Raw genomic sequence first — 23,544 nt, forward strand, 5'->3', positions numbered from 1 at the left:
GCCCCTTCCTCTATTTAATGTGTGATTTCGCTCTTCAGTGCTTTTGCGAGATTCTTGATTTCCGATGCAGCCAGCGCTTTCAGTTCCCCTGCCAATGTCGCAAGCCTATCTTCAATCTGCTTTTTGTCACCGTAGCGGATGCGTGCTTCTTCCAGCAGCTTCCCAGTCAATAAATGAAAATGGCTGTAGCCGGTTTCCAGCAGCTGCAGTAATTGTTCGCCCCTGACTTCAGCCTGAACCCGCTTGTCGCCGGCGCTATAACCGTCCAGGAATCCATCGGCAATACCCTTTAAATTGTCCGCGCAATCGGCAAAGCGGTGCTTTCCATAACGCTCGGTATCCGACAGTGCGATAAAGAATGTTTCGTAAAGATTCATGAAGTTCCCGGCCATTCCTCTTGGGTAATAAATATTTGGAAACGGATCGATCAGGCAAATTTGCGTGCCGTTTATCAATATATTTTCTGGTGAAGCATCTTGATTGCTGAGGCGCGCCTGGATGAATCCCCGCTCTCGGAGCTCCACTGCCAAGTTCAGCGCATCATTCACCGCAGCGTCCTGAAATTCAGGGCGCGCCTCGCTGAGTTCCCGGTAATCCGACAACTGCTCTTCACTTTCTTCTTTCAAAAAACGGCGGACGTCTCCGGTGATGCTGCCTCTCAGCCCGCTTTCCTCTGTCCAATGCAAGTAGCCAAAACCGTCCAAGCCGTGCGGGATTTCTTCTGTTTTCCGGTAAATCTCACCGAGTGCCTTTCCGGTCTCAACCGCTTGCGCTCGCGACAGGTCATGCAGATCGATATGCTTTCCAGCGAACGACTCGAGCGTATAGCTTAATTGTTCAGAAACGTGGAACTCGAAAAACTCCGGTGCCGCACCTTTTACTGCCTCATTAACCGAGCGGTAGTAAAGTTCTGTCGCTGCGTATTCTGCGGTCAATTCTTCTTCGTCGAATTCAGCCGGCTTGCCATATATAACGTCCTTTGGAATCCGCAACACCAGTTCACGGCCATCTTTTTCGACTTTCCATGCATGATGCCAGGCCCCTTCCCCTAAAAATTCCGGAGACTTTACTGCTGCGTGACGAACGGCTGCTTGTAACTTCGCTTTATTCATATGATGACCTGCTTTCCATTTCAAAGATTTCCCGTACTATTTTTTTCGCTATATAAGCTTTGCTTCTACTATATCCAATATTTTCTTTCGCCGCCATTTGTTTTCCAATTATTTAGAGTATAATGAAATCAATCCATCCTGAAGATAAATTCCCCAAGCTTTATCTTCCTTACGAAAGGAACATCCGGCGTGACGATCAGTCCAATTTAAGTTATCCCCTGCAGTAGAAGTCATTTACGAAATTGACTCTTGGGGGATTTATCATGAAACTGAATAGAAATTTTAAATTATTGCTGACGGGTCAGTCGCTTGCGAATATCGGCGACGTGCTCTATATTGTCAGCATCATTTACTTGATTTTTGAATTGACCGGTTCCGCCACGGCTGCTGCAATGGTGCCGTTTGTCATCACCAGTTCGATGTTCGTCTCGAATACTTTAACGCCGCTACTCATGCAGCGCTTTGATTTAAAATGGCTGCTTGCAGGATCGCAACTGGGCAAGACCGGCTTGTTGATTGCCTTGGCATTGTTTCTGCCGCAGTTAAACCCGGCCAATTTTATTGTGCTGTTTTTATTGATCAGTTTGGTGGCGCTTTTGGATGGCTGCGCCAATCCGGTGACACAGGCCTTGATTCCCAATTACGTGAAAAACGAACAGCTGTTGAAAGCGAACGGCATCACCGAGACCGTTACGCAGCTGATCCAAACGGCGATGTGGTTTATCGGCAGTTCCTTATTGATTTGGCTGGCCGCCATCGAACTGGTCTGGCTGACAGCGGGATTGTTCCTGCTTTCAAGTTTGTTGTTGAGCGGCTTGGATAGAGTCGACAGCGCCCCGCCAGAACCTCAAAATAAATGGCGCCAAATTACCAAAGGCTGGCAGACCGTCTCAAAAACGCCGGTATTAAAACGCATCGCTTTGATGGAAATGCTCGAGACCATTGCCGGCGCCGTGTGGATCGCCGCTATTTTGTATGTATTCGTCAGCGAAGCGCTCGCAGTCGATGAGAAATGGTGGGGCTTTATCAACGGTTCGTTCTTTATCGGCTTGATCGCAGGGAGCCTCATTTGCCTGCGCTTTACCGAATGGGTCGAACGCAATCTCAGCCGCTTCATCCTAGCCGGCGCGATTTTCAGCAGCGTAGCGACTGTCCTGTTCGGCTTGAACAGCATGCCGCTCGTCGCGCTCGGCTTATCCGTACTGGTCGGCGTCTTCAGCCAGTTGAAAAACATCCCGCAGCAGACCGTTGTACAGACGAGCGTGCCCAAAGAGCAATTGCCGACAGTGTTCACGACACTCGGGGCAATCGGCATGGGCACATTCGGCGTTTCTTCGCTATTGATGGGGATAATGGCCGACCTGTTCGGCATCCGCTCGGTCTTTGTCTTGTCTAGCCTTTTGCTCGCTATCGCCAGTTGGATCGCTTACCGTGGCCGCAGCTCCTTTCAACGCATGGTCCAGCAATAAATAAATACACGAAAAAGGGACAGCCGGAAGATGTCGGCTGTCCCTTTTCATTGTTAAATTTAATCTGTCAGGCTAAATCCCATAATATGATCCGAAAAAACGGCATAGCTTTCATATTCAATGACATTTTCAGGGTTCGCAAATGGCACGATCTTGACGTCATTCAAAACGATCATCCCGGAGATATTGGTGACATTGCTGTCTTTGATTAATGGAAAGATCGTATCTTCTGATTTAAGAATGGCAGAATCCAGTAATGGAAGATTTTCTATATCAGGTGTTTGTGTGCTTATTTCTTTGGCAATGATCAACGCACTAGAAGTAGTGATCTGGATTGCTCTCTTTTTCTCCGTATCTTTCTGCAGTTCCTCGAGATGTACTTGCGCAATCACGATCCATAGTTTCTTCATATCATGAACGGAATTCAATTCATGGCCTTTTAAAGTAATCGTCAAAACTAATCCCCCTCTATCATTTTTGTTCTTAGACTCCGCTAGTTAAACGCCCCCAAGTAAACCGAATTTCCCCCACCACTTTCAAACTCTTGGATCCAGCGCCGGATGCCTTTCGGATAGAGCCGATGCTCCAATAAGTCCTCGATCTTCACCCATTCAAAGCCGGTTTGCTGCGTGTCGGGATTCGACGGTGCGGCCGATTGCAAGTCACCCTGCAAAAGGCATTCAAAATAATATTCAATCCGGTGAACGCCGTTATCGGTCTCGGCATATTCGTGGCGCTCGCCTATGTATTCGCGGATATGGATCAAGCTTTTCACTTCGACAGCACAGCCGATTTCTTCGATGCATTCACGTACGGCTGCTTCCGGCAAAGTTTCGGCGAGCTCCTGGCCACCGCCGGGAAATAGGTAATAGCTGCCCTGTGCGTCTTCATTGGTCGTCAGCAACACTTTGCCGTCTTTGACAATGATCGCTTTCGCGGAATTTCTAATGGCCAATGTGTCTACTCCCTTGCCGTTCCTGCATCCCAAGAGACAGACATACGCGGACTGCCTGTTCTGTCGCGGACTTGATATAGCCGGTAATTTCTTCAACTGTGTATATCTCCAAATCCTTACTGGAAAATACTTTTGTTGAGTGGAAGTCACCGAGCGTTTCTTCGGTGAACTTTCGTAAGTTATTGATTTCAATTTCTTCTATAAGAGTCTCAGGAAGTTCGGCGGATGCCAGTTGTTGTTCTAGTCCTGCGCAATCAAATTGGTTAACGAGCATGCCGTTAAGCTTCCTGAAATCCGCATGCCATTTCTCCAGCACTGACGGGTCGGCATCGATGCGATTTTTCATGTCTTTTTTAAAATAAATGTCTTTCATCCACACATCGTCCGCCACTAAATGCACGACGTACCCGAGAATGAATTCGTCCTGTATCTCTTTCCGATATTTCTCTATGAAGGCTTCATAATGTACACGTCTCGTCCCATCGTCTACGCTGCCTTCGTAATAATGAGACTTGGTCTTTTGCTCTCTGCCGTGAACTGCATCCGGTGCAATGCCACCCAGCAGAAACCGCGGCCGGTCGGAAATCTCGATTCTTTCCGCCACGTGCTCAGCAATAATCAAATGCATCATGCGTGATCCCATGTCGGCTCCCCCCTTTTTACTTTTAGTTGTCCAGCGCTTCTTTCACCGCCGCTTTGACGTGGATCTTCGCCGTATCAAACAGCGGCACTTCTGCATCTTCATCGTGAATTAACAAACCGATTTCTGTACATCCAAGAATGATTCCTTGTGCCCCGCGATCGATGAGGTTTTGGATGGCTTGTTGATATTTCACTTTTGACGAATCGTTGATTTTCCCTAGGCATAATTCATCAAAAATGATTTCGTTAATCATGTCGCGTTCTGCAGCTTCCGGAATCAACACTTCAATGCCTCTTTCGGCAATGCGTTCTTTGTAGAAATCTTGCTCCATCGTATACTTGGTCCCGAGCAACCCTATCGTATGGAGATGGTTTACTTGGATCTCTTTTGCGGTTGCGTCTGCGATATGCAAAACAGGCACCGAAACAGCTTCTTCTATAGAAGAAATCACTTTGTGCATCGTGTTCGTGCACAATACAATCAGCTGTGCACCGCCTTTTTCAAGCGAACGGGCAACGTCCGCCAATCGCTCGCCTGCTTCTTGCCATTTTCCTTGTGACTGAAAGCGTTCAATTTCCTCGAAGTCGACACTGTACATCAGGCATTCAGCCGAATGGAGGCCACCCAAACGTTGTTTCACTTGTTCATTAAGCAGCCGATAATTGAACTGCACCGAAATTGTTAGACACAACTAACAATGGAGGTGCAGTTTTTCTATGACAAAATTTACGTTTGAAACCAAAATACAGTCTGTTCAGGAGTATTTGAGTGGGCATGAATCGCAAAAAGAGATTGCCGAGCGCTATGGCGTTAATCGCCAAGTGCTCCAACAATGGATTGACCTCTACAGGCATCATGGCGAGGAGGGGTTGTGGAAACGGTATACAAACTATACAGCCGAGTTTAAAATGGACGTACTTACCTTTATGAACGACACTGGGGCGTCCTTTTGTGAAACCGCTGCGGTTTTCAATATCCCTTCTAGAACCACGATCATGAAATGGAAGAAAGTAGTGGATCAAAATGGAGTGGACGCCCTCATTCCAAAGAAAAAGGGGCGTCCAGCCATGAAAGAGAAACTGAAGAAAACCGTACTGCCAAAAGAGTCGAACGAAACACTCGAGGAAGAAGTCGAACGGCTGCGCATGGAGAATGCGTATCTAAAAAAGTTGAATGCCTTAGTGAAGGAAAAGGAACGCTCACAACGCAACTCAAAGCTCAGGTAATCTATGAGCTAAGGCATGATTTTAAGGTCGTCGACCTCATCCAGGTGGCATCTATTCCGAGAAGCACCTATTATTATTGGATGAAACATCAGGAACGCCCCGATAAATACAAAGAGACAAAAGAGATGATTTCCCTCATCTTCCACGAGCACAAAGGACGTTATGGCCATCGTAATATCCAGATTGAATTAGGTAAAAGAGGCATCCGGCTTAATCCGAAAACCGTTCTGAAGTTGATGAAAGCCATCGGACTTACCTGCCAGGTAAGAATGAAGAAATACCGTTCCTACCGAGGCAATGCCGGGAAGGTGGCATCGAATGTGTTGAACCGGGATTTCACGGCCGAGAAACCGAATCAGAAGTGGGTGACCGATGTGACGGAGTTTTCCCTTTTCGGGCAGAAACTTTATCTTTCCCCCGTTTTGGACCTGTTCAACAGTGAAATTATTGCCTACACGGTCCAGAGCCGACCGACGTATGACTTGGTTTCCACAATGCTCGATCAGGCTTTTGAGCGTCTGGATCCTGGCGAAGAGCTCGTCCTCCATTCTGATCAAGGATGGCATTATCAGATGGCAAAATACCAAAAAGCATTGGCGAATCGAACCATCACTCAAAGCATGTCCCGTAAGGGGAACTGCCTGGATAACGCCGTTATCGAGAACTTTTTCGGTATTCTCAAGACGGAGCTCCTGTATCTTCAGGAATTTGAAAGTATAGACCACTTCCGCCAGGAACTGGATGATTATATGGTGTATTACAACCAGAAACGAATGAAGGCCAAATTAAAAAACATGAGTCCGGTTGAATACCGAACTCATGTCGAGCAAGCTGCTTAATTTTTTGTCTAACTTTTTTGGGTCAGTTCATAATATTCCGCTGACGATTCCCAGCTCATCCCGCCGATCAACCCGATAGTTTTCATCGTCTTCCCCCTCAATTAACGAATCCATTGCTCCGTGATTTCAACTCGTTTTTCGGTCGCATCCAATGTGACGGTTTTGCCGATCGGCATCGTCAGCATCGGTTGGGTGTGTGCGCAGTCAAACTCGGCAAGAATTGGCAACTCGCGATCTCCCAGCACTTCCAGCAAAATCTCGTATGGTTTTCTCCCCGTTCCTTGATCATCAAATAGTTCATGCTTGCCTAAAATGATTCCCGCTGCTTTGTCAAAAATGCCATTGAGCTTCAGCAAATTAAAGTTTTTCTCCACGACGGCGGCCGTTTTCATCGTATCTTCCAACAACAAAATATCGCCGTTTTCAATCACCGGCATATAGGGGCTCCCCATGATGCCGGCCATCGTATTGACATTTCCGCCGACCAGGCGTCCCGTCACGCTGCCCTTTGTTACGCTCACCCACTCGTTGTTGCGCAGTTCCTTGTCCTGTGTCTTTTCTTCCCAGTTGACCGGTTCATCCGTCCAGTACGGCGGCAATTCCACTGCATACGGAAGGGCTTGCTCATGCATCAATGCTTTTTCAAAATAATCATATGTATAATCCACGAACGGTTCGTGTTCACCAAAAGACGGCACCAGCGCCGGACCGTAAAACACCGGTATGCCGGTCTTGGCATAAATGGCGAGCAGCACAGCCGTCGCGTCCGAGTAGCCGATCATGATTTTCGGATCTTTTTTAAACGCTTCGTAATCGATATACGGCAACAGCGCATTGGAATTCGTCCCGCCGATTGTCGACATGATGCAGCGGACGTCCGGGTTGCGGATCAGTTCATTCAGCTCTTGTGCCCGCTCCTGTATCGTGCCCGATCGGTAGAAATCCCGTTTACCCGTCAAGCTGCCCTCCACGATTTCAAAGCCTTTGGATTCCAGAAAATCTTTTGCCCGTTTGAAGCGCACTGGCGAATTAAAGGTAATCGGAGACGACGGGGAATAAATCCCGATCTTGTCCCCTGCTTTTAATCGATTGAATATAGTCATGTACTTGCTCCTTTGCTTTTATTGACTCTCTAATGCTCTTCAACCTGGCTGCAAATCAATTCGACGATCGCTTGCTCGGACATTGCCTCTGTCAGCAATTGTTCACCAGGCATACCCAAATCGTCTTTCGGAGTCCACCAAGCCCGCAATGATTCTTCCCCGAAGTCCTGAGATTGAGGACGCATATTATGGCGCTCCAGCGTTTTTTCAAAGGGCACATCAAAATAGTAGATCAATGCATCGCCGTCATAAAACCGGATCAAGTCGAGCAACAATCCCCCGTAACGCTGCTTCATGAAGATTCCTTCCAAAATGACGATGCGGCATTTGCCTTTGCCGTATTCCGTGATCTGCCGGATCAACTCTGTCGATAGGTTGCCATCCCGGTCCTGCACTTTCAGCATGTCACGGCGAACCACGTCTTGCGACACCAATAAGGTGCCCCGTCCGAAATGATCTTGCAGGCGTTTCGCTATCGTCGTTTTGCCGCTTGCTGAATTTCCCCTCAACACGATGAGTGTTGTTTCCAATGTAATCACGCTCTCTTCGGTCCTGTGTTCCAGGGGATTTGGGTTAATTTTTGTGCCATCGCAATGACCAAGTCTGGCCGGTCGAGATGAATCATATGGCCAGCACCCTTCGCAAAAAACAGTTCACTGTTTTCGGACAGGGCGGATTGCTCCTGGATCAATGTATGCCATAGATGTTCTTGCGCCCTCAGTTCTGCCCCTGGCCATCCTTCTTCCACGCCTTGCTCCACGGCATAGTCCATATCACGGCCGATGACTATAAGCGGAATGCCTGAAAGCGTGCCTAAGCTCTTGATGATCTTGGCGTCCGCTCTCCAGTTTTCGACTTCGGACTTCATGGCTTTGTATAAATTGGGTTTTTGCTGAAATTCGATTAACCGTTGTTGTATAGGGCGCGGCAATTTTTTCTGGTTTTCGCTCAACATGGGGCGAATCATTTTTTTCAATTCACTTTCATCCAGTTCGGCGAATTTGCCGCACTCCTCCAACCATTTATCATCAGAAGCATCTTCTGCTAAATCCGGAAGTTCGTCGAGTTTTTCCAGGCTATCCGACGTGGAATCCACTAACAGCAGCCCGCCGACTTGCTGCGGATAGAGTTTTGAAAAATGCTGCGCACATAAACCGCCGTACGAATGGCCAATCAGCACAACCGGCTCCGTCACTTCCAATACTTCCAAAAGATTCTTGGCATCTCGTGCCGCAGCGGCTGTCGTACGCGGCTCTGTTCCCAATTCACTCGCGCCAAGCCCAGCGCGATGGAATAAGATGACTTTATGAGTTTCACATAAAATTTCTGTTACGTTGAACCATTCTTCAAATGAACAACCCATGCCTGTCATGATGAGAATCGGCGTGCCAGTCCCGCCTTTTTGCAGCACTTCCATCGGCCGGCCGTTAAGGTGCACAAGGCTTTTCATCCTTTTCTCTCCTTCTATTGAAAGAATCCGCCGAACCGCAACTGTCTCAGTCCTCAATGATTCAACTCAAAATGCGCTTCTTTCAACTCTGCAATCTCGACATCCGGGTTCATTTCAGCGATTTTCTCAGCTAAGCTTGCCACGCCGAAAATCTCTGTGAAGGTGTGGCTGCCGACCAGTAAATTAATGCCGGCGAACTGCGCATACTGGATGGTGTAGAGCGTGGCTTCTCCGGTGACATATGTATCGCACCCTCTTTCGGCCGCTTCGCGGATCAATGCAGAGGGATGGCCCGCTCCGGTCAAGACGCCGATCCGTTTGACGGGCTGGGCATTATTTTTCCAAGCACGCACTGGTTCGTTTAAAGCACCGCGCATTCTTTCAGCCAACTGCTCAAACTCAACAGGAGCAGCGAATTCCGCGATGCCAGGAAGTTCGCCATCCGCTTCGCTGTAGGTAGAGTAGGCGGTGATTTCGTCCACTTCCAATTGTTTCATCAATGAGGTGCAGGTGCCAAATTCCACGAAATCCAGTGGTGCGTGGATCCAGAAATGGCTGATGTTATGCGCTTTCAGCTTATCGACGCACGCTTTTCTCAATCCGTAGATGAAATCCCAAGCGTCATGATGTGTCACCATCAAATCCACGCCTTGTTTGATGGCCATTTCCACCGTTTCAAGAGATAAATTGGTCGCATAGCCAATCTTGTGGATTTCTTTATCCGTTGTGGTTGTAAAACCGTATTCATCGTCTTCTTTCAGCAATTCCTCCCCGAACAATTGCTGGATCGCTTTTTCAAAATCATTTAATTTCATCTTAAATGCCCCACTATTCTGTTTTTTCTTGATTTTACCATATAAAGATCCTTTCATAATATTGGCAATTCGATTTATTAAAGAAAAGATCATGTTGAAACGCTTTGTTTTGACATATCGAATAGTATCGATATAAGATAGGCCCATGGAAAATTTAAATGTTATCGATGTATTTAAAGCGTTGTCGAATGAAACCCGTTTGAACATTTTAAAATGGCTGCGGGAGCCGGAGAAGAATTTCCCTGCACAGCAAGCGCATTTGCCCAAGGAGGTCAGTATCGAAGGCGGCGTCTGTGTCGGCGATATTCAAGAAAAGGTGAATTTGTCCCAATCCACCGTCTCGCATTATTTATCGCTCATGCAAAAAGCTGGATTGCTCGAGGCTGTTCGTTACGGGCAGTGGACGTATTACAGGCGCAATGAAGAGACATTAGCGAAGGTCGCAAAATTCATCAATGAAGAAATTTGAGACCGGGCTCGTCTCTTTTTTTGATTTCTTATATCGATAATATTAGATATTTCTATATTACAATAAACTGATTTTCCCAATGAATTACATAGAGGAGTAGATTATTATGGAAACAACTTCACCACAAGAATTATTCACTACTAAACAGAAGGTATTGGCGTTCACCTTAACCTTATTGACCTTCGTTATGGGCACAAGCGAATTTGTCATTGTCGGCCTGCTCGCGGAAGTATCGGCTGACTTGAATATCAGCTTGGCGGTTGCGGGGACGCTCGTGTCTGGATTTGCGATCGCTTATGCCATCGGAACTCCTTTTTTGACCGCCTTTGTCAGCCGCTTCCCCAAATATCCACTGATGCTGACCTTGATCTCCATCTTCACCGCCGGCAACATCCTCAGCGCCTTATCCGGGTCGTATGAATTGTTGATTTTCTCGCGCATTATTACAGCTGTGGTCAGTGGCGTCTTGGTCGCTTTATCGATGAGCATCGCCAGCGACATCATGCCGGAAAATAAAAAAGGCCCGATCATTGCGCTTATTTTCGCCGGCTTCACCATTTCCAATGTCATCGGCGTCCCGCTCGGCACATTGATCGGCCAGCTCGGCAATTGGCAGCTGACGTTTTGGTTCACGACCTTGCTCGGCCTTATCAGCTTAGTGATGGCCATCTTCATCCTGCCACGCAAATTGAAGGTCGTTAAAGCTTCTGCTAAAGACCAGCTCGGGTTATTGGCGAATCCACGGATGATTTTGGCTTTCTTTATCCCGACCTTTTCGATCGCCGGCACTTATACAATCTACACATATATCACACCAATCTTGGAAGACGGCATGGGCATCCCGACACGCTACGTGAGTGCCGTCCTGCTCGCATACGGCGCTTTCTCCATTCTCAGCAATGTATTGGCTGGCAAAATCGCCGGCCGTAACGGCGTCAGCAAGTTGCGCTATGTATTTATCGTCCAAGCGGTTATTTTAGCTTCTCTTTATTTCACGATGGGCACGACTTTCGCAGGGCTCGTCAGCCTCATGCTAATGGCCATCATGATTTATGCGATGAATGCCACCATCCAAATGTATTTTATGAACTTGGCTACGGTCTATTCGCCCGCAGCCAAAGATTTCGCTTCTTCGCTGACGCCTGTCGCTGTGAATATCGGCATCGCGCTCGGTGCGACACTCGGCGGATACGTGGTCGCACAGGGCGGCTATATCCATCTGTCCTGGGTCGGCGCATTATGTGCTTTGCTTGCATCAGGGCTTGCGTTTCTTAGTACCCGCTTGGACCGGGCGGATGATTTTTCTACAGCACGCGCGAAAGCTGGCCTCGAGCAGTAAACGAGGCAGCGCTTGACGAAATTCAGCTCTGTGGCCGTGTTCATTTTTTCGGAGTGCGAAATGTTTCTCTTGACCGCAATTCCTGATTTCTATAGCCTTAATGGCAGAAACACGAGGGGCTGCCCTACTGACTGGACGATTAAACTGGAGTTTTTATGAAAACTTGAACGACATCAAGTTGCACGTAAAGGAAATGACTCTATACATCAAAGATGACTGGCAGGGTCCCCCCAGGATATGGGGAGGAACGAAAGATGAACAACAAACAGAGAATGTCTACACATGATTCATTAAAAGCCGTTTCCTATAAATTATTCCAAGTGATCAGTGATGAACTGGACGTCAATACTGCTTATGTGACGCAGCGCGGACCGACGGCGATGAAAGTAATCAGCTCATTCAATAAAGACCATTACATCATTCCCGAAGGCTATGCCGTGGAATACGACGGCACATATTGCCGCCTGATCATCCAAAGCGACCACGAAGCGATGCGCACAAAGAACCTCGGCTCCTTCACGTTAACAAAAGATTTGGAAGTGACCGAAGAACTCGAAGTAAAAGGCTTTCTCGGCGTGACGCTGCGTGATTTTTACGGCGAGGTGTTCGGCACCTTATGCGTCATGGACAAAGAAGAAAAAGATTTTAGCGATAAAGACATCCATTTCCTCAAGCAAATGGCGGAAGTGCTATCATATGTCATCCATTTGGACACTACGCTAGGAGACATCGAGTTGTTGAGCGTGCCAATCATCCCGATCAAAAAGGGGTTGGCGATTCTATCACTTCAAGGGAATATCAATGAATCACGGTCCCAGAAAATCATGGAAGACACTTTGCATTATGCGGCCGACAAAGGCATCCATTCGTTTGTCATCGACTTGTCGCAATTGATGCTGCTGGAAAACCAGTTCCCGGACGTCTTGAAGAATTTGGTGTCAGGCTTGAACGTCATGGGCGTACAAGTCATGATGACCGGCCTCCCGCCTTGGCTCGTGCAAATGTCAGGTGTCAGCGAACACTTGTCACAGTTGAAAACCGAGTATGTCGCCGACATTGAATCGGCGTTGAATAAAATCGGCTATACGCTGGAAAAATAAAAGGAAGAGAAAAGCTCAAGGGCTTTTCTCTTCCTTTTGTTATGTCTGGAGAGACAAACACTCACCTAATGTCAGTGTCTATTTTTCTTTAAAAATCGAAATTGTCCGGATCCGGGCCGACGCGGCGATCTTCGTTCAATGCCGAAATCTGTTTCATGTCTTCCTCCGTCAATTCAAAATCGAACACTTGGGAGTTTTCAACAATGCGCCCTTCATTGGTCGATTTCGGAATGGTCACGACGCCATTTTGCAGATTCCAACGCAGGATGACTTGGGCGACCGATTTATCGTACTTCGCTGCGATTTCTTTCAGCTCCGGCTGTTCGAGCGCTTCGCCAGCCATGAGCGGCGACCAGGATTCCGCCTGGATGTCGTGTTCGCGGCAGAACGCGAGCAACTTCTCTTGCGTCAAGCGCGGGTGATACTCGATTTGGTTGACGACCGGCTTGATGTCCGCGTCTTCCATCAGGTCTTCTAGATGATGGATCTGGAAATTGCTGACGCCTATTGCTATGACCTGGCCGTCCATATAGAGATGCTCGAGCGCTTTCCATGCCTCTTTATATTTGCCTTCAACGGGCCAGTGGAGCAAGTACAAGTCCAGGTACTCCAGCCCCAATTTCTTCAGGCTCGTCCCGTAAGCTTGGATACCGGACGTATAGCCGAAATCGTCGTTCCATAGTTTTGACGTGATGAACAAGTCTTCCCTCGAGATCCCTGCCGCTTTGATTCCCTGGCGGATCCCTTCTCCGACGCTTTCCTCGTTTCCGTAAATGGCGGCGGTATCGATGCTGCGGTAGCCGTTGACGATTGCGGTTTTGACGGCTTCAGTCGCCTCAGGGCCGTTTTCTACTCGGAATACGCCCAGGCCAAGCCAAGGCATTTCGCTTCCGTTATTTAAAGTGACAGTAGCTTGTAAGTTTTTCATGAATGGTATCCTCCTATATTCTTAACTAAAGCAATAAACTTACTATACCCGCTCCCAGGTAAAACTATCGCACTCGAATAAAAACGTAGAATTTTAATCGTATAGATTTAGTTAGCTTTAAATTTTTATTATTTAAAAATAACTTTTAATTTCACCTCTCTATCACAGTGAAGTTTTATGAATCATACATAGTTTCATTTCGAGACAATTGTGGTATTCTAATGGAAAATAGCTTTATTTGGATATTATTAATGTCAAATGGACCTCTAAATAATGTAATTATCTATTTTACATATATCTTATGACCTTTGAAAATATTGGATTTTTTAGTTGTTTATTAACATTACTCTGTGTTTTGAAGAATTCCAAACCGTTTCAGCCATTTTAAAGCTGGGGATCCGTTTCTATTAAGTTAATAGCATTCATCCCTCAATACATTAAAGAAAGAGCGTGAGTCCCATAACAGATCTCGTCAGTTCGTATAACCTTCCTCTCGTCGCCCTTTCCATTCTGGTTGCCGTCTTCTCGGCTTCCGTCGCACTCGATATCAGCAGCCGCTTGAAATATGCCAAAAACGTATCGCATTTGCGTTGGATTACAGCGGGTGCTTTTATTCTGGGACTCGGCATCTGGTCGATGCATTTCATCGGCATGCTGGCGTTTCATCTGCCGGTCGAAGTCTCCTATCATTTCGGCCTGGTTTTATTGTCGATCGTACCGGCAGTCATTTCTTGTGCAATCGCCTTCTATCTCATCAGCAAGCCCTCCGTCAATTGGCGAAACTTATTTACCGGAGCTTTCTTCATCAGCGCCGGAATCGTGTCGATGCATTATCTCGGCATGGACGCCATGCGCATGGATGCGATGATTTCCTACGACCCAGTCATGTGGGCTTTGTCGGCACTCATTGCCTTTGCCGCATCGTTTATCGGCTTGGCGTTGCTGTTCTACATCCCGAATGTACCGAGATTTCATTGGCGCAAGCTGGCTGGTGCGGTTTTAATCGGGCTCGCGGTTTCAGGGATGCATTATACCGGCATGGCTGCGGCCGATTTCTCGCAAATGGACCACTCAGTTGTTGGGCAAAGCGCGCCATTTTCAGTTAACGGTACGCTTCTCGCCTATGGCATCGGTGGCGGCATGCTAATGCTTTTCGTGCTGACGCTCGCCAGTGTGCGGACTGACCGCCGTCTGGAAATGCAGTCGGAAGAATCCGAGATGAAATTCCAATCCGTCATCGAATCCGCGAAAGATGCGATTATCGTAGCGGATTTCCAAGGCACGATCGTTCAATGGAATCAAGGCGCTGAAACAATTTTTGGCTATAGCAAAAAAGAAATCCTTGGACACAATATCAGCGTCATTGTACCGGACCGCTTTAAAGAAGCACATAATAAAGGCATGGAAGTTTACCGTAAGACGCGCAAGTCAAAAGTTATCGGCAGTACCATCGAATTGACGGGCTGCCGGAAAGACGGCAGTGAATTCCAGCTCGAAATGTCAGTCGGTACATGGGAAACGGAAAAAGGCGTCTTCTTCAGCAGCATTCTCCGGGACATCACCGAACGCAAAGCGTCTGAAGACAAAATCAACGATCTTGTCTATCTGGACCCTTTGACCGGTTTGCCGAACCGTCGTTTGTTCAACGACCGACTCGACTCATTGCTGCGTCAGGCAGATGAACGGGGCTTGAATTTCTCGCTATTCTATATGGACTTGGATAATTTCAAGATGATTAACGACCGCTTCGGGCATTCCATCGGAGATCTCTTTTTGCAAAGTGTCGCCAGCCGCCTGGAGGCTCAAATCACTCCGAAAGATACCCTTTCACGGCTTGGCGGCGATGAATTCATCCTGCTTTTGCCCAATACTGAATACAACAAAGCCGCAGACCGGGCACAGGAACTGATCAACGCCTTGAACGCGCCGTTCCGCTTTGAAAACGAAGAAATCTTCACAAGTGTTTCTGTCGGCATCAGCATGTTCCCCTTTGACGGCGCCGATTCCGAAACCCTGGTCAAGAACGCTGACATCGCGATGTATCAAGCAAAAGAAGGAGGAAAGAACGCTTTCCAATTTTTCACGCGTGAAATGAACGAAACGATCGATCGGAAATCGAAGCTCGCTACCGGCTTGCGCAAGGGCTTGGAGCACGGTGAATTCACCATCCACTATCAACCGCAGATCAGCTTGAAAACCGAACAAATCATTGGTGTCGAAGCGTTGCTGCGGTGGAATCACCCCGAATGGGGAATGATTTCGCCTGCAGAATTCATCCCCATCGCCGAAGAAACCGGAAGCATCACGAAAATCGGCGAATTCGTCTTGGAAGAAGCGTGCCGCCAAAATAAATACTGGCAGGATATAGGGCTCGCCCCGTTCCGTGTCGCAGTCAATATTTCCGCGCGCCAGTTTGCGCAAAAGGATTTAACTGAAATCGTCAGCACCGTCTTGAAAAAAACCGGTTTGGCCGCACAGTACTTGGAATTAGAACTGACGGAGACAATTATCCAAAATGCAGACAGCGCCATCACCACCATGGAAGAACTGGCAGCGCTCGGCGTCCATTTATCGATTGACGATTTCGGCACCGGCTATTCCTCACTCAGCTATTTGAAGCTATTCCCGATCGACAGCTTGAAGATTGACCAGCATTTCACCCGCAATATCAAAAGCGACTCCAAAGATGCGGCACTCGTCAAAACCATCATCCGCATGGCGCATGACCTGGAATTGAACGTCATCGCAGAAGGCGTCGAAACCGCAGAACAGCTAGAGTTCTTGAAAACCGAGCAATGCAACCAGGCGCAAGGCTATTACTTCAACCGCCCGCTGCCGGCGCAGGAAATCGAGGATATTTACTATACGACGAAACCGGCTTGATGATTTATGTCCTTTTAACAGAGCAGCTTGCTGGCGAGAAAATTATAGGAACTCCCCCATTTGCCTAATCTCTGCTCTTTAAATAATCCACTTTTTCGCAAAGTGCGCACATTTCGAATAGGGGGATATAAACATGAAAACCCTGACGTTTATGTTGGTGATTGCCCTTCTAGCCATTGGCGGGTATTTGCATTTGGAGCACAAGGCGAATGAAACGGCGGCTTTCAACCACGCAAAAGAGTATGTCATCGATCATTACAACGAAGACGATAATTTATTTCATGGCGGAACAAGATACGATTATGGGAGAGGCAATTATTTTGTCATTGTCCAAAACCTACAAGATAAGAAATATTATTTGGAAGTAAAAATTGATAGCGACCGCTTTTTGGTATCAATTTCGGACAACTCATCTGAAATTGTGAATTCTAAACAATGACCGACCTTCAAAGGGGAAATAATTGATGGCAAGTGACCAGAAATCATTTAAGCCCAATGCAAAAATCGAGTATCCCTTGTACGGCCTTTATATCTTTATGATGATAGTGTCATTTTATTGGAGGGAATTATTCCCGTTTACGTTCCTTGTCCCTGCAGGAATTTTTTTAATCAGGAGTTTCCAATCCTTTCAGATGAACAATACGAAAGAAATGTATGGCTTCTTGTTGATGGGCGCTATTTTTTTCATAAGTGTTTTCGTCGCAAAGCCGTAAAAAATTTACTGACATTATCCAAAAAAGAAGCGAGGAGTTGCTGCATATGGCAGTGTCTCCTCGCTTCTTTTCAATGTGTTTACTCTTCTTCCCAATTCCACAATTCCACTTGTCCCAATTGCTCACCGGCCACTACAGCTTCCTCTTCGAGCTTCAATAATTCTTTGACCGGTCCAGTGACCACAGCGCCGTATACCGTAAAGCCATTTTTCTCTATATAATCATGGCGTTCATTCAAATAATCCAGACCCAAAAATCTTTCGTAATAAGAGGCCGACTTTTCTTCGAGCAAAGTTTCCATATTAGCCATCATCATCTGTTTGCTGTCTTGTATGGTCTCAGAATCAAGCCGGTAGATAGAAGAAAAAGATCGGAAATCATCGGAAGCGCTTTGCCCTCCTGTCAGGCCGAAGACAGTGTTCACGGATAGATCGTCACCGCCGCCTCCCCAACTGCCTGGCGTGAACGTTTCAAATTCACCCGTATGCAGCGGCATCCACAAAACGTCGATATCATAAGGTTCCAATTGCGCGATCAACTCTTCAGGTGTCATGAAGCGATCTGTTGAAAAGGCTAATTCCGCCACGGTGCCTTCGTGCAGCTTGTCCAATGTGCCCCAAACGTCGGGCTGGCCGTAAGCTTTCAGTGAATTGCCGTTGCGCGGGTCTTCCGGATAGAAAAAGAAAAAACGATCGAGTTCATCCCTCGAAGGGGTTTGGTACTCGATAGACGATAGGCTGTTTGCTAAGCGCTTCGTCACTTGCGCTTGCCCTACAACCATTTCCTTCTTGCCCACTGTCCTGACCAAAGGATAGGAAAATGCACTGGTGCCTAAGGGAGAAACTTCTTCTTCTTCGAACCCAAATGCCCCGCGGACATTGGGCACCGTCCAATCCAATGCGAGCTTCGTATAATAATCATTCTCCTCTGCCACTTGCATCCCGTCGGTAATAAATGCTAAAGCGATCATATAAGCACCGTAGATTAGCACTCCAATCATTAATATACGGAGAATCCGCACCGTTAACACAAAACGGGATTTCTTTAGTATTTTCTTTTCCAAGGCTTCATTCCATTCTGTCATCGTGCCACCCTTTCTGTTGTGCAATGGTCTCCAGTTTTTTTCGTGACCGGTACAATGTGACCTTTACTTGTTCTACTGATAAATCCATCGCATTTACTATTTCAGAATAACTAAATTCTGCCACTTCTCTCAAATAAAGAATCGTCCGGTAATGTTCCGGCAAATAATCGAACAGCATATTCAAGTCGTCCCGTTGCTCTTGCGCCAAAGCTGTATCTTCCGGCAATCCGTATGGGCTGATCATTTCTTCAGCCGGCTTGAATCTATTTATGAACGGAATGCTTTCCCTTCTCTTGCGTTTGCGCCATTCATCAATATAAATATTACGCGCCACCTTGAAAAGCCACGCCCGCGCTTGTTCTCCTTGATAGGTATGAAGTGAGATAGTTGCCCTGACAAATGTTTCTTGGGTCAGATCTTCGGCCAGATGGGAAGAACCTGATAACTTCCAAAGAAAATAATAAAGGGGTTTTGAATACAGTTTAAAAAGCTGTTCCAGCTGCTGGTTTTTCATCTTCTCCCCCTTTATCGACTTCTACTGTTTACACGTTTACCTTTCATTAATGTTACAGTTTTCCTGAAATAATTTGTAAAAAGAATTCCATCACTCTTCCTGTAACTGGATAAAATTATTTTATTTCGGTACACAAAATTGTGTTGACTTTTCCAGATAGAGGCGTATATTTTAGCTTGTACAACAGAATCCACCTTTTATATCGCTGAGACAGAATGAATTTCTGTGCGGGGGAACCAATTCGATCGCCACTTGATCTCGGGGTGAATCTTCATTTTGAAGAAGGGGTACTCTCCATCCCTAATCCGACAGCTAACCTCGTAAGCGTAGCAAAGAGAGAAAAGGTCTATCTCAGACCGTTTCTTTGAAATGGTTTTTTTGTGTTCAAATTTAAGGGAAAAGAGTGGAAGAGAAATGAGATGGAACAAGAAGCAGTTCGCAGTGATCGGATTAGGAAGATTCGGGGGCAGCATTTGCAAAGAACTGCATCAAATGGGTCACGATGTACTGGCAATAGACCGCGACGAGAAAAAAGTAGTGGAGTTCGCGGCGTTTTCTTCCCACGCACTTCAATTGGACTCGACCAACGAGTCAGCTCTGAAGCAATCGGGCATTACCAATTATGAAAATGTTATCGTTGCAATCGGCGAAGATATCCAATCGAGCATCCTGACGACACTCGTTTTGAAGGATCTGCAAATTCCTAAAGTGTACGTTAAAGCCCAAAACCATTACCACCAGAAAGTGTTGATGAAGATCGGCGTGGAGCAAGTCGTTCAACCGGAGATTGAAATGGGCAAAAAAATGGCTGAACATCTAGGGTCTCAAAAAATCATCGATTCGATCGACCTTTCTGCAGACTATAGCATTACCGAATTAATGGCCACGCCGAAAGTTAACCGGAAGTCTCTGCATGATCTGAAGATCCGCTTGAAATTCGGCGTGACCGTCCTCGCCATTAAACGTGGGGAGAAATTGAATGTTTCCCCGTTGCCAGATGACATCTTGCAGGCAGGAGATGTTTTGACGGTGCTTGGAACAAAGAAAGATATCCACCAATTCGACCGGGCAGGTTTATAAAATGAAACGATCCACCTTATTTAAAAAAATTAAAATATCACCGCCTCAAATTCTAACGATGATCTTCCTGGTGGCGATTTTATTTGGCACCATCTTGTTGTATTTGCCGATCTCCACAGTTGAGCCGATTTCATGGATTGATGCGTTGTTCACCGCTACGTCTGCGACAACGGTGACCGGGCTGGTCGTTGTCAGTACCGGCAATGATTTCACGGTGTTCGGGCAATCCGTCATCATGGTCCTCATGCAGATCGGCGGGCTCGGCCTCATGACCTTCGCCATTTTGGTCGTTTTGCTGCTGGGCAAAAAAATTGGCCTGCGGGGACGGATTTTGATCCAGCAGTCGTTCAACCAGTATTCACTTGGCGGCATGATCCGCCTCGTGCAGGTTCTGCTGTTTTTCGCATTCGGCATTGAGTTATTGGCCACTGCGATTTTAGCGGTTCGTTGGGTTCCGGAATACGGCTGGACATACGGGCTTTTCACCAGCGCTTTCCACGCTGTTTCCGCATTCAATAATGCAGGATTCTCTCTATGGGATGACAGCCTAAGTGCCTATGTCGGCGACCCAACAGTCAATATCCTGATCACCCTCTTGTTCATTTCAGGCGGGATCGGCTTTACCGTCTTGTATGATTTGTGGAAAACGAGAAACTTTAAGCAATTGTCCCTCCATTCCAAAGTCATGCTGACGGGGACCTTAGCCGTGAATCTGATCGCAATGCTGTTTTTATTCGTTTCTGAGTACGGCAATATGGAAACCATCGGCGCGCTGCCGCTTGGCGATAAACTATGGGCTTCGTATTTTCAAGCGGTTACCCCACGTACTGCAGGATTCAATTCCATCGACATCGGCAGCATGGAGACCGGCTCGATCGTGCTAATCTCGCTGCTGATGTTCATCGGGGCGGGCAGTGCCTCGACCGGGAGCGGTATCAAGCTTACGACTTTCTTAGTCATTATTTTAGTGACTGCTTCTTATTTGAAAGGGAAAAAAGAAGCGGTCATTTTCAACCGGGCGATCCCTTCCCACTTGCTGGAACGATCTCTGGCGATTGTGTTCATTAGCATGTCCGCTGTTTTCGCCGGCATTCTCATTCTGTCTTATACAGAGCAGGCGCCATTCGAATGGATTATTTTTGAAGCGTTCTCTGCTTTCGGGACAGTTGGGCTGTCGATGGGCTTGACCGGAGAGCTTTCGACCATCGGCAAATTCGTCATTATGATACTGATGTTCATCGGCCGAGTCGGTCCTGTGACGCTGGCATTTGCATTGGCCCGCCAGCACCGGGAACAAATCAGCCATCCGAAAGGCGATATTTTTACAGGTTGATTTTTATCCATATTAAAAGCAGCATCCATACCTTAGGATGCTGCTTTTTCATATGCCTAAACTTCAAGTTTACGTCCCAACAACATAATCTTATAACAGCGGCCACTAATTTTTCATGACCCCTTCACTTGAAAGCCGAGCCAATAACTCCATCAACTCTTCAAGTGGCGGTGCATCTTTTTGGTTAAACCAATAACTCAATACCCCTATCATTGCAGACAATGCATATTCCAGTGTGTAGTCTAATTCAAAATCATCTTTTGCGCCTTGTCCTAACATCGCCTCTTTCATTAAAGGCTTCATACTGCGCTTGGTTTTAGCTTGGAAAGCTGGGTCTCCATGGTCTCCCAACAATACTGCGAGATACTTGCTATGTTGCATATATACCGTGACTAAAGATTCGAACGGAAAAGTAGAACCCGCAGTGGACAATTGCTGAACAGGAAGTTCCTGCAGCTTCGAGATTAAGCTGTTTTCCAGCTGCTCCAATACATCATAGACGTCAGTAAAATATTCATAAAAGGTGGAGCGATTATATCCTGCTTTGACGGTCACTTCCTTCACAGTGATTTTCTCAATTCGTTTCATGCAGTAGATTTCCCAAAAAGCATCCATGAGATTTTGTTTTGTCTGGGTTGTAATCGCTGAGCTCTTGTTCATCTTAGTTCCCCCATTTGGCAAATTAAAAAATCCGACATTCGAGTTAAACTGTCGGTTGATGAAGATACCAGTTCGCCATACACTTATATCATACGACACGTTGTTGGAAAATAAAATAGAATGAGCAGGTGATATTTATGGCGGCAATAGATATTCAACATTTAACGAAGGATTATGGGAATGGGAAAGGAATCTTTGATATCACGATTCAAATCGAAAAAGGACAAGTATATGGATTTTTAGGTCCTAACGGGGCGGGTAAAACGACAACCATCCGTCATTTACTGGGATTCATCAAACCTCAAATCGGCAAGTCCACTATTTTAAATCTAGACTGCTGGGAGGAGCCACAAAAAATTCAGCAGCAACTCGGTTATTTACCGGCCGAAATCGTCTTTCCCGAAAACATGACCGGCACGCAGCTTATTCAACATACGGCTAAGATGCGCGGGATTCATGATAAGGCAGCGGCTAAACAATTGGCCGAGAGATTTGACTGGGATCCTTCTGCCCAAATAAAGCGAATGTCTAAAGGAATGAAACAAAAGCTCGGGATTGTCTGTGCTTTCATGCACGACCCTCAAATCCTCATTCTGGATGAACCGACTACTGGACTTGATCCGCTTATGCAATCGGTATTTGTTGAGCTGATTCATGAGGAAAAACGAAAAGGCAAGAGCATCCTTATGTCCTCTCACCTGTTTGAAGAAGTCGAGGGCACCTGCGACAGTATTGCGATGATCAAACAAGGCAGATTGATTTCAGTAACCGATGCACAAAGTGTTAAGCAATTGGATAAAACCACTTTTCGTATACACTTCCAGAACCTGCTGGATTTCCAGTCTATCCAGCAGGAAAACTTCCTTATTCGCGAAGCACATCCAGAAACGATGCACATCGTAGTCGACATAGAAAATCTTCAACTGAATGCGCTGCTCCGAGCTCTTGCGGACAGAGAAGTTGTCTCAATACACGAAATCAAACATTCATTGGAAGATTCGTTTATGAACTTTTACCACAAGGGAGTTGATTATCATGTTTAATAGCCGTTTATTTGTCCACTTGGCGAAAACCAACTTCAAAACTTTCTTTATCACAGCCGCCGCTCTCTCGGTGCTGATCGGAATCATCATGAGCGTATTTACACCTGAGACAATGACTGATATCGCCCAAGCCAACGAGAATGCACCCGTTAACCCGTTAGGTGACATTTCGACTTTAATCGCTTTTGTCGCCAATCAGTATTTCGGGAATTTCGCCCTCATTTTCGGGATGATTTATGCTGTAATCATCGGGAACAAGCTAGTAGCCAGCCAGGTGGATAAAGGCAGCATGGCTTATCACCTTTCCACCCCGATCACGAGAACTCAATACACCTTTACGAGCTTTCTCTATATAGCCTCTTCCCTAACGGCAATGTTTGCACTGGTATTTCTCGTTGGGGTTGGAGTGGCAGAGCTCGTCCAGCCAGGTGAATTACCTGTTGGGACCTTTTTCGTCCTTAGCTTGGGATCGTTATTATTGAATCTCGCGATCAGCGGCATCACTTTCTTCGCCTCCTGTTTATTCAACCGCTCCAGCCAGTCCTTGGCCCTGGGCGGCGGGCTAACGATATTTTTCTTTGCAGCCAATATGCTCGCTGGGATGAACGATAGCTTAGAAATTCTCGAAAACGCAACCATCGTCACGCTCATCGACTCCGCTGCAATTATTTCAGGAGAAGGGTACGCTATTCAATTATTCATCCTGGCCGGACTCGCCCTGGTTATGTCTCTTCTTGGCATAACGGCTTTCAATAAAAAAGACCTGCCCCTATAAGATGGGCAGGT

At 46.7% G+C, this 23,544-nt stretch carries 24 protein-coding genes, 1 pseudogene and 1 riboswitch; of the genes and pseudogenes, 12 read left to right on the forward strand and 13 right to left on the reverse strand.

All coding sequences use genetic code 11. From position 1 onward, the window contains the following. Positions 1-14: 14 nt before the first annotated feature. Complete coding sequence (locus G3255_RS16215; protein ID WP_211655421.1) at positions 15-1,112, reverse strand: hypothetical protein; 1,098 nt, start codon at positions 1,110-1,112, stop codon at positions 15-17. Positions 1,113-1,375: 263 nt separating this feature from the next. Here G3255_RS16215 and G3255_RS16220 point away from each other — a divergent pair, with 263 nt between their 5' ends. Continuing rightward, a complete protein-coding gene (locus tag G3255_RS16220; RefSeq protein WP_211655422.1) occupies positions 1,376-2,581 on the forward strand; it encodes an MFS transporter in 1,206 nt (401 codons plus the stop codon). A 59-nt stretch (positions 2,582-2,640) separates the two neighbouring features. On the opposite strand, the gene G3255_RS16225 is transcribed toward G3255_RS16220, so the two are convergent. The 4 genes from G3255_RS16225 to G3255_RS16240 are packed head-to-tail and all read right to left on the reverse strand — an operon-like array spanning position 2,641 to position 4,870. Beyond that, on the reverse strand, positions 2,641-3,036 hold the full coding sequence (locus G3255_RS16225) for a hypothetical protein (protein ID WP_211655423.1): 396 nt from the start codon (positions 3,034-3,036) through the stop codon (positions 2,641-2,643). Positions 3,037-3,074: 38 nt separating this feature from the next. Further along, a complete protein-coding gene (locus tag G3255_RS16230) occupies positions 3,075-3,536 on the reverse strand; it encodes an NUDIX domain-containing protein (RefSeq protein WP_211655424.1) in 462 nt (153 codons plus the stop codon). Further along, a complete protein-coding gene (locus G3255_RS16235) occupies positions 3,526-4,179 on the reverse strand; it encodes a zinc dependent phospholipase C family protein (RefSeq protein ID WP_211655425.1) in 654 nt (217 codons plus the stop codon). Before G3255_RS16235 ends, G3255_RS16230 begins: the two co-directional genes overlap by 11 nt. Positions 4,180-4,201: 22 nt before the next feature. Continuing rightward, positions 4,202-4,870, reverse strand: a complete 669-nt coding sequence (locus G3255_RS16240) for an aspartate/glutamate racemase family protein (protein WP_211655426.1) — start codon at positions 4,868-4,870, stop codon at positions 4,202-4,204. Positions 4,871-4,895: 25 nt separating this feature from the next. Between G3255_RS16240 and G3255_RS20120 the strand changes: the two are divergent. After that, positions 4,896-5,183, forward strand: a pseudogene (locus G3255_RS20120) (helix-turn-helix domain-containing protein); the annotation flags it as partial. After that, positions 5,180-6,244 carry an IS3 family transposase gene (locus G3255_RS16245; protein ID WP_249222146.1) on the forward strand — a complete coding sequence of 355 codons (1,065 nt, stop codon included), beginning with the start codon at positions 5,180-5,182 and terminating at the stop codon, positions 6,242-6,244. The pseudogene G3255_RS20120 and the gene G3255_RS16245, both read left to right, overlap by 4 nt. Before the next feature lie 101 nt (positions 6,245-6,345). On the opposite strand, the gene G3255_RS16250 is transcribed toward G3255_RS16245, so the two are convergent. From G3255_RS16250 to G3255_RS16265, 4 genes are read right to left on the reverse strand one after another with little or no spacing between them, the layout of a single operon-like run. Beyond that, a complete protein-coding gene (locus G3255_RS16250) occupies positions 6,346-7,347 on the reverse strand; it encodes a S66 family peptidase (protein WP_211655428.1) in 1,002 nt (333 codons plus the stop codon). Between the two features lie 29 nt (positions 7,348-7,376). Further along, positions 7,377-7,877 carry a kinase gene (locus G3255_RS16255; RefSeq protein WP_211655977.1) on the reverse strand — a complete coding sequence of 167 codons (501 nt, stop codon included), beginning with the start codon at positions 7,875-7,877 and terminating at the stop codon, positions 7,377-7,379. A 5-nt stretch (positions 7,878-7,882) separates the two neighbouring features. Next, on the reverse strand, positions 7,883-8,797 hold the full coding sequence (locus tag G3255_RS16260) for an alpha/beta fold hydrolase (protein ID WP_211655429.1): 915 nt from the start codon (positions 8,795-8,797) through the stop codon (positions 7,883-7,885). Positions 8,798-8,850: 53 nt separating this feature from the next. Continuing rightward, the gene (locus G3255_RS16265) at positions 8,851-9,612 is read right to left on the reverse strand and encodes a Nif3-like dinuclear metal center hexameric protein (RefSeq protein ID WP_211655430.1); all 762 of its coding nucleotides are present in this window, start codon (positions 9,610-9,612) and stop codon (positions 8,851-8,853) included. Positions 9,613-9,757: 145 nt separating this feature from the next. Between G3255_RS16265 and G3255_RS16270 the strand changes: the two genes are divergently transcribed. From G3255_RS16270 to G3255_RS16280, 3 genes are all read left to right on the forward strand, one after another. Next, entirely contained in the window at positions 9,758-10,081 is a 324-nt protein-coding gene (locus G3255_RS16270) for an ArsR/SmtB family transcription factor (RefSeq protein ID WP_121299031.1), read from the forward strand. 106 nt (positions 10,082-10,187) lie between these two features. Next, entirely contained in the window at positions 10,188-11,420 is a 1,233-nt protein-coding gene (locus G3255_RS16275; protein ID WP_211655431.1) for an MFS transporter, read from the forward strand. Positions 11,421-11,674: 254 nt separating this feature from the next. After that, a complete protein-coding gene (locus G3255_RS16280) occupies positions 11,675-12,520 on the forward strand; it encodes a GAF domain-containing protein (RefSeq protein WP_211655432.1) in 846 nt (281 codons plus the stop codon). Between the two features lie 88 nt (positions 12,521-12,608). On the opposite strand, the gene G3255_RS16285 is transcribed toward G3255_RS16280, so the two are convergent. Further along, positions 12,609-13,448: an aldo/keto reductase gene (locus G3255_RS16285; RefSeq protein ID WP_211655433.1), complete on the reverse strand. Its 840-nt coding sequence runs from the start codon at positions 13,446-13,448 to the stop codon at positions 12,609-12,611. Between the two features lie 450 nt (positions 13,449-13,898). On the opposite strand from G3255_RS16285, the gene G3255_RS16290 reads away from it, so the two are divergent. Together G3255_RS16290 and G3255_RS16295 are read left to right on the forward strand one after the other, a co-directional pair. Then, positions 13,899-16,331, forward strand: a complete 2,433-nt coding sequence (locus G3255_RS16290; RefSeq protein ID WP_349291452.1) for an EAL domain-containing protein — start codon at positions 13,899-13,901, stop codon at positions 16,329-16,331. Between the two features lie 133 nt (positions 16,332-16,464). Next, a complete protein-coding gene (locus G3255_RS16295; RefSeq protein WP_211655434.1) occupies positions 16,465-16,770 on the forward strand; it encodes a hypothetical protein in 306 nt (101 codons plus the stop codon). A gap of 353 nt (positions 16,771-17,123) precedes the next feature. On the opposite strand, the gene G3255_RS16300 is transcribed toward G3255_RS16295, so the two are convergent. Both G3255_RS16300 and G3255_RS16305 read right to left on the reverse strand, forming a co-directional pair. Beyond that, a complete protein-coding gene (locus G3255_RS16300) occupies positions 17,124-18,128 on the reverse strand; it encodes an anti-sigma factor (RefSeq protein WP_211655435.1) in 1,005 nt (334 codons plus the stop codon). Continuing rightward, positions 18,112-18,642, reverse strand: coding sequence for a sigma-70 family RNA polymerase sigma factor (locus G3255_RS16305; protein ID WP_211655436.1), 531 nt, complete (start codon positions 18,640-18,642; stop codon positions 18,112-18,114). The genes G3255_RS16300 and G3255_RS16305 overlap by 17 nt, the downstream gene beginning before the upstream one ends. 193 nt (positions 18,643-18,835) lie before the next feature. Then, a riboswitch (cyclic di-AMP (ydaO/yuaA leader) is annotated at positions 18,836-18,984 on the forward strand. Between the two features lie 72 nt (positions 18,985-19,056). On the opposite strand from G3255_RS16305, the gene G3255_RS16310 reads away from it, so the two are divergent. Further along, entirely contained in the window at positions 19,057-19,722 is a 666-nt protein-coding gene (locus G3255_RS16310; RefSeq protein ID WP_211655437.1) for a potassium channel family protein, read from the forward strand. A 1-nt stretch (position 19,723) separates the two neighbouring features. Next, the gene (locus tag G3255_RS16315) at positions 19,724-21,055 is read left to right on the forward strand and encodes a TrkH family potassium uptake protein (protein ID WP_211655438.1); all 1,332 of its coding nucleotides are present in this window, start codon (positions 19,724-19,726) and stop codon (positions 21,053-21,055) included. Positions 21,056-21,160: 105 nt separating this feature from the next. Here the strand turns inward: G3255_RS16315 and G3255_RS16320 are convergent, their stop codons facing one another. Further along, positions 21,161-21,715: a TetR/AcrR family transcriptional regulator gene (locus tag G3255_RS16320; RefSeq protein WP_211655439.1), complete on the reverse strand. Its 555-nt coding sequence runs from the start codon at positions 21,713-21,715 to the stop codon at positions 21,161-21,163. 137 nt (positions 21,716-21,852) lie between these two features. Between G3255_RS16320 and G3255_RS16325 the strand changes: the two genes are divergently transcribed. Next, positions 21,853-22,758 carry an ABC transporter ATP-binding protein gene (locus G3255_RS16325; RefSeq protein WP_211655440.1) on the forward strand — a complete coding sequence of 302 codons (906 nt, stop codon included), beginning with the start codon at positions 21,853-21,855 and terminating at the stop codon, positions 22,756-22,758. Continuing rightward, a complete protein-coding gene (locus G3255_RS16330; RefSeq protein WP_211655441.1) occupies positions 22,751-23,533 on the forward strand; it encodes an ABC transporter permease subunit in 783 nt (260 codons plus the stop codon). Before G3255_RS16325 ends, G3255_RS16330 begins: the two co-directional genes overlap by 8 nt. Positions 23,534-23,544: the final 11 nt, after the last annotated feature.

This window comes from Planococcus sp. MSAK28401, from assembly GCF_018283455.1.
In the GTDB taxonomy this organism is placed as follows: domain Bacteria; phylum Bacillota; class Bacilli; order Bacillales_A; family Planococcaceae; genus Planococcus; species Planococcus alpniumensis.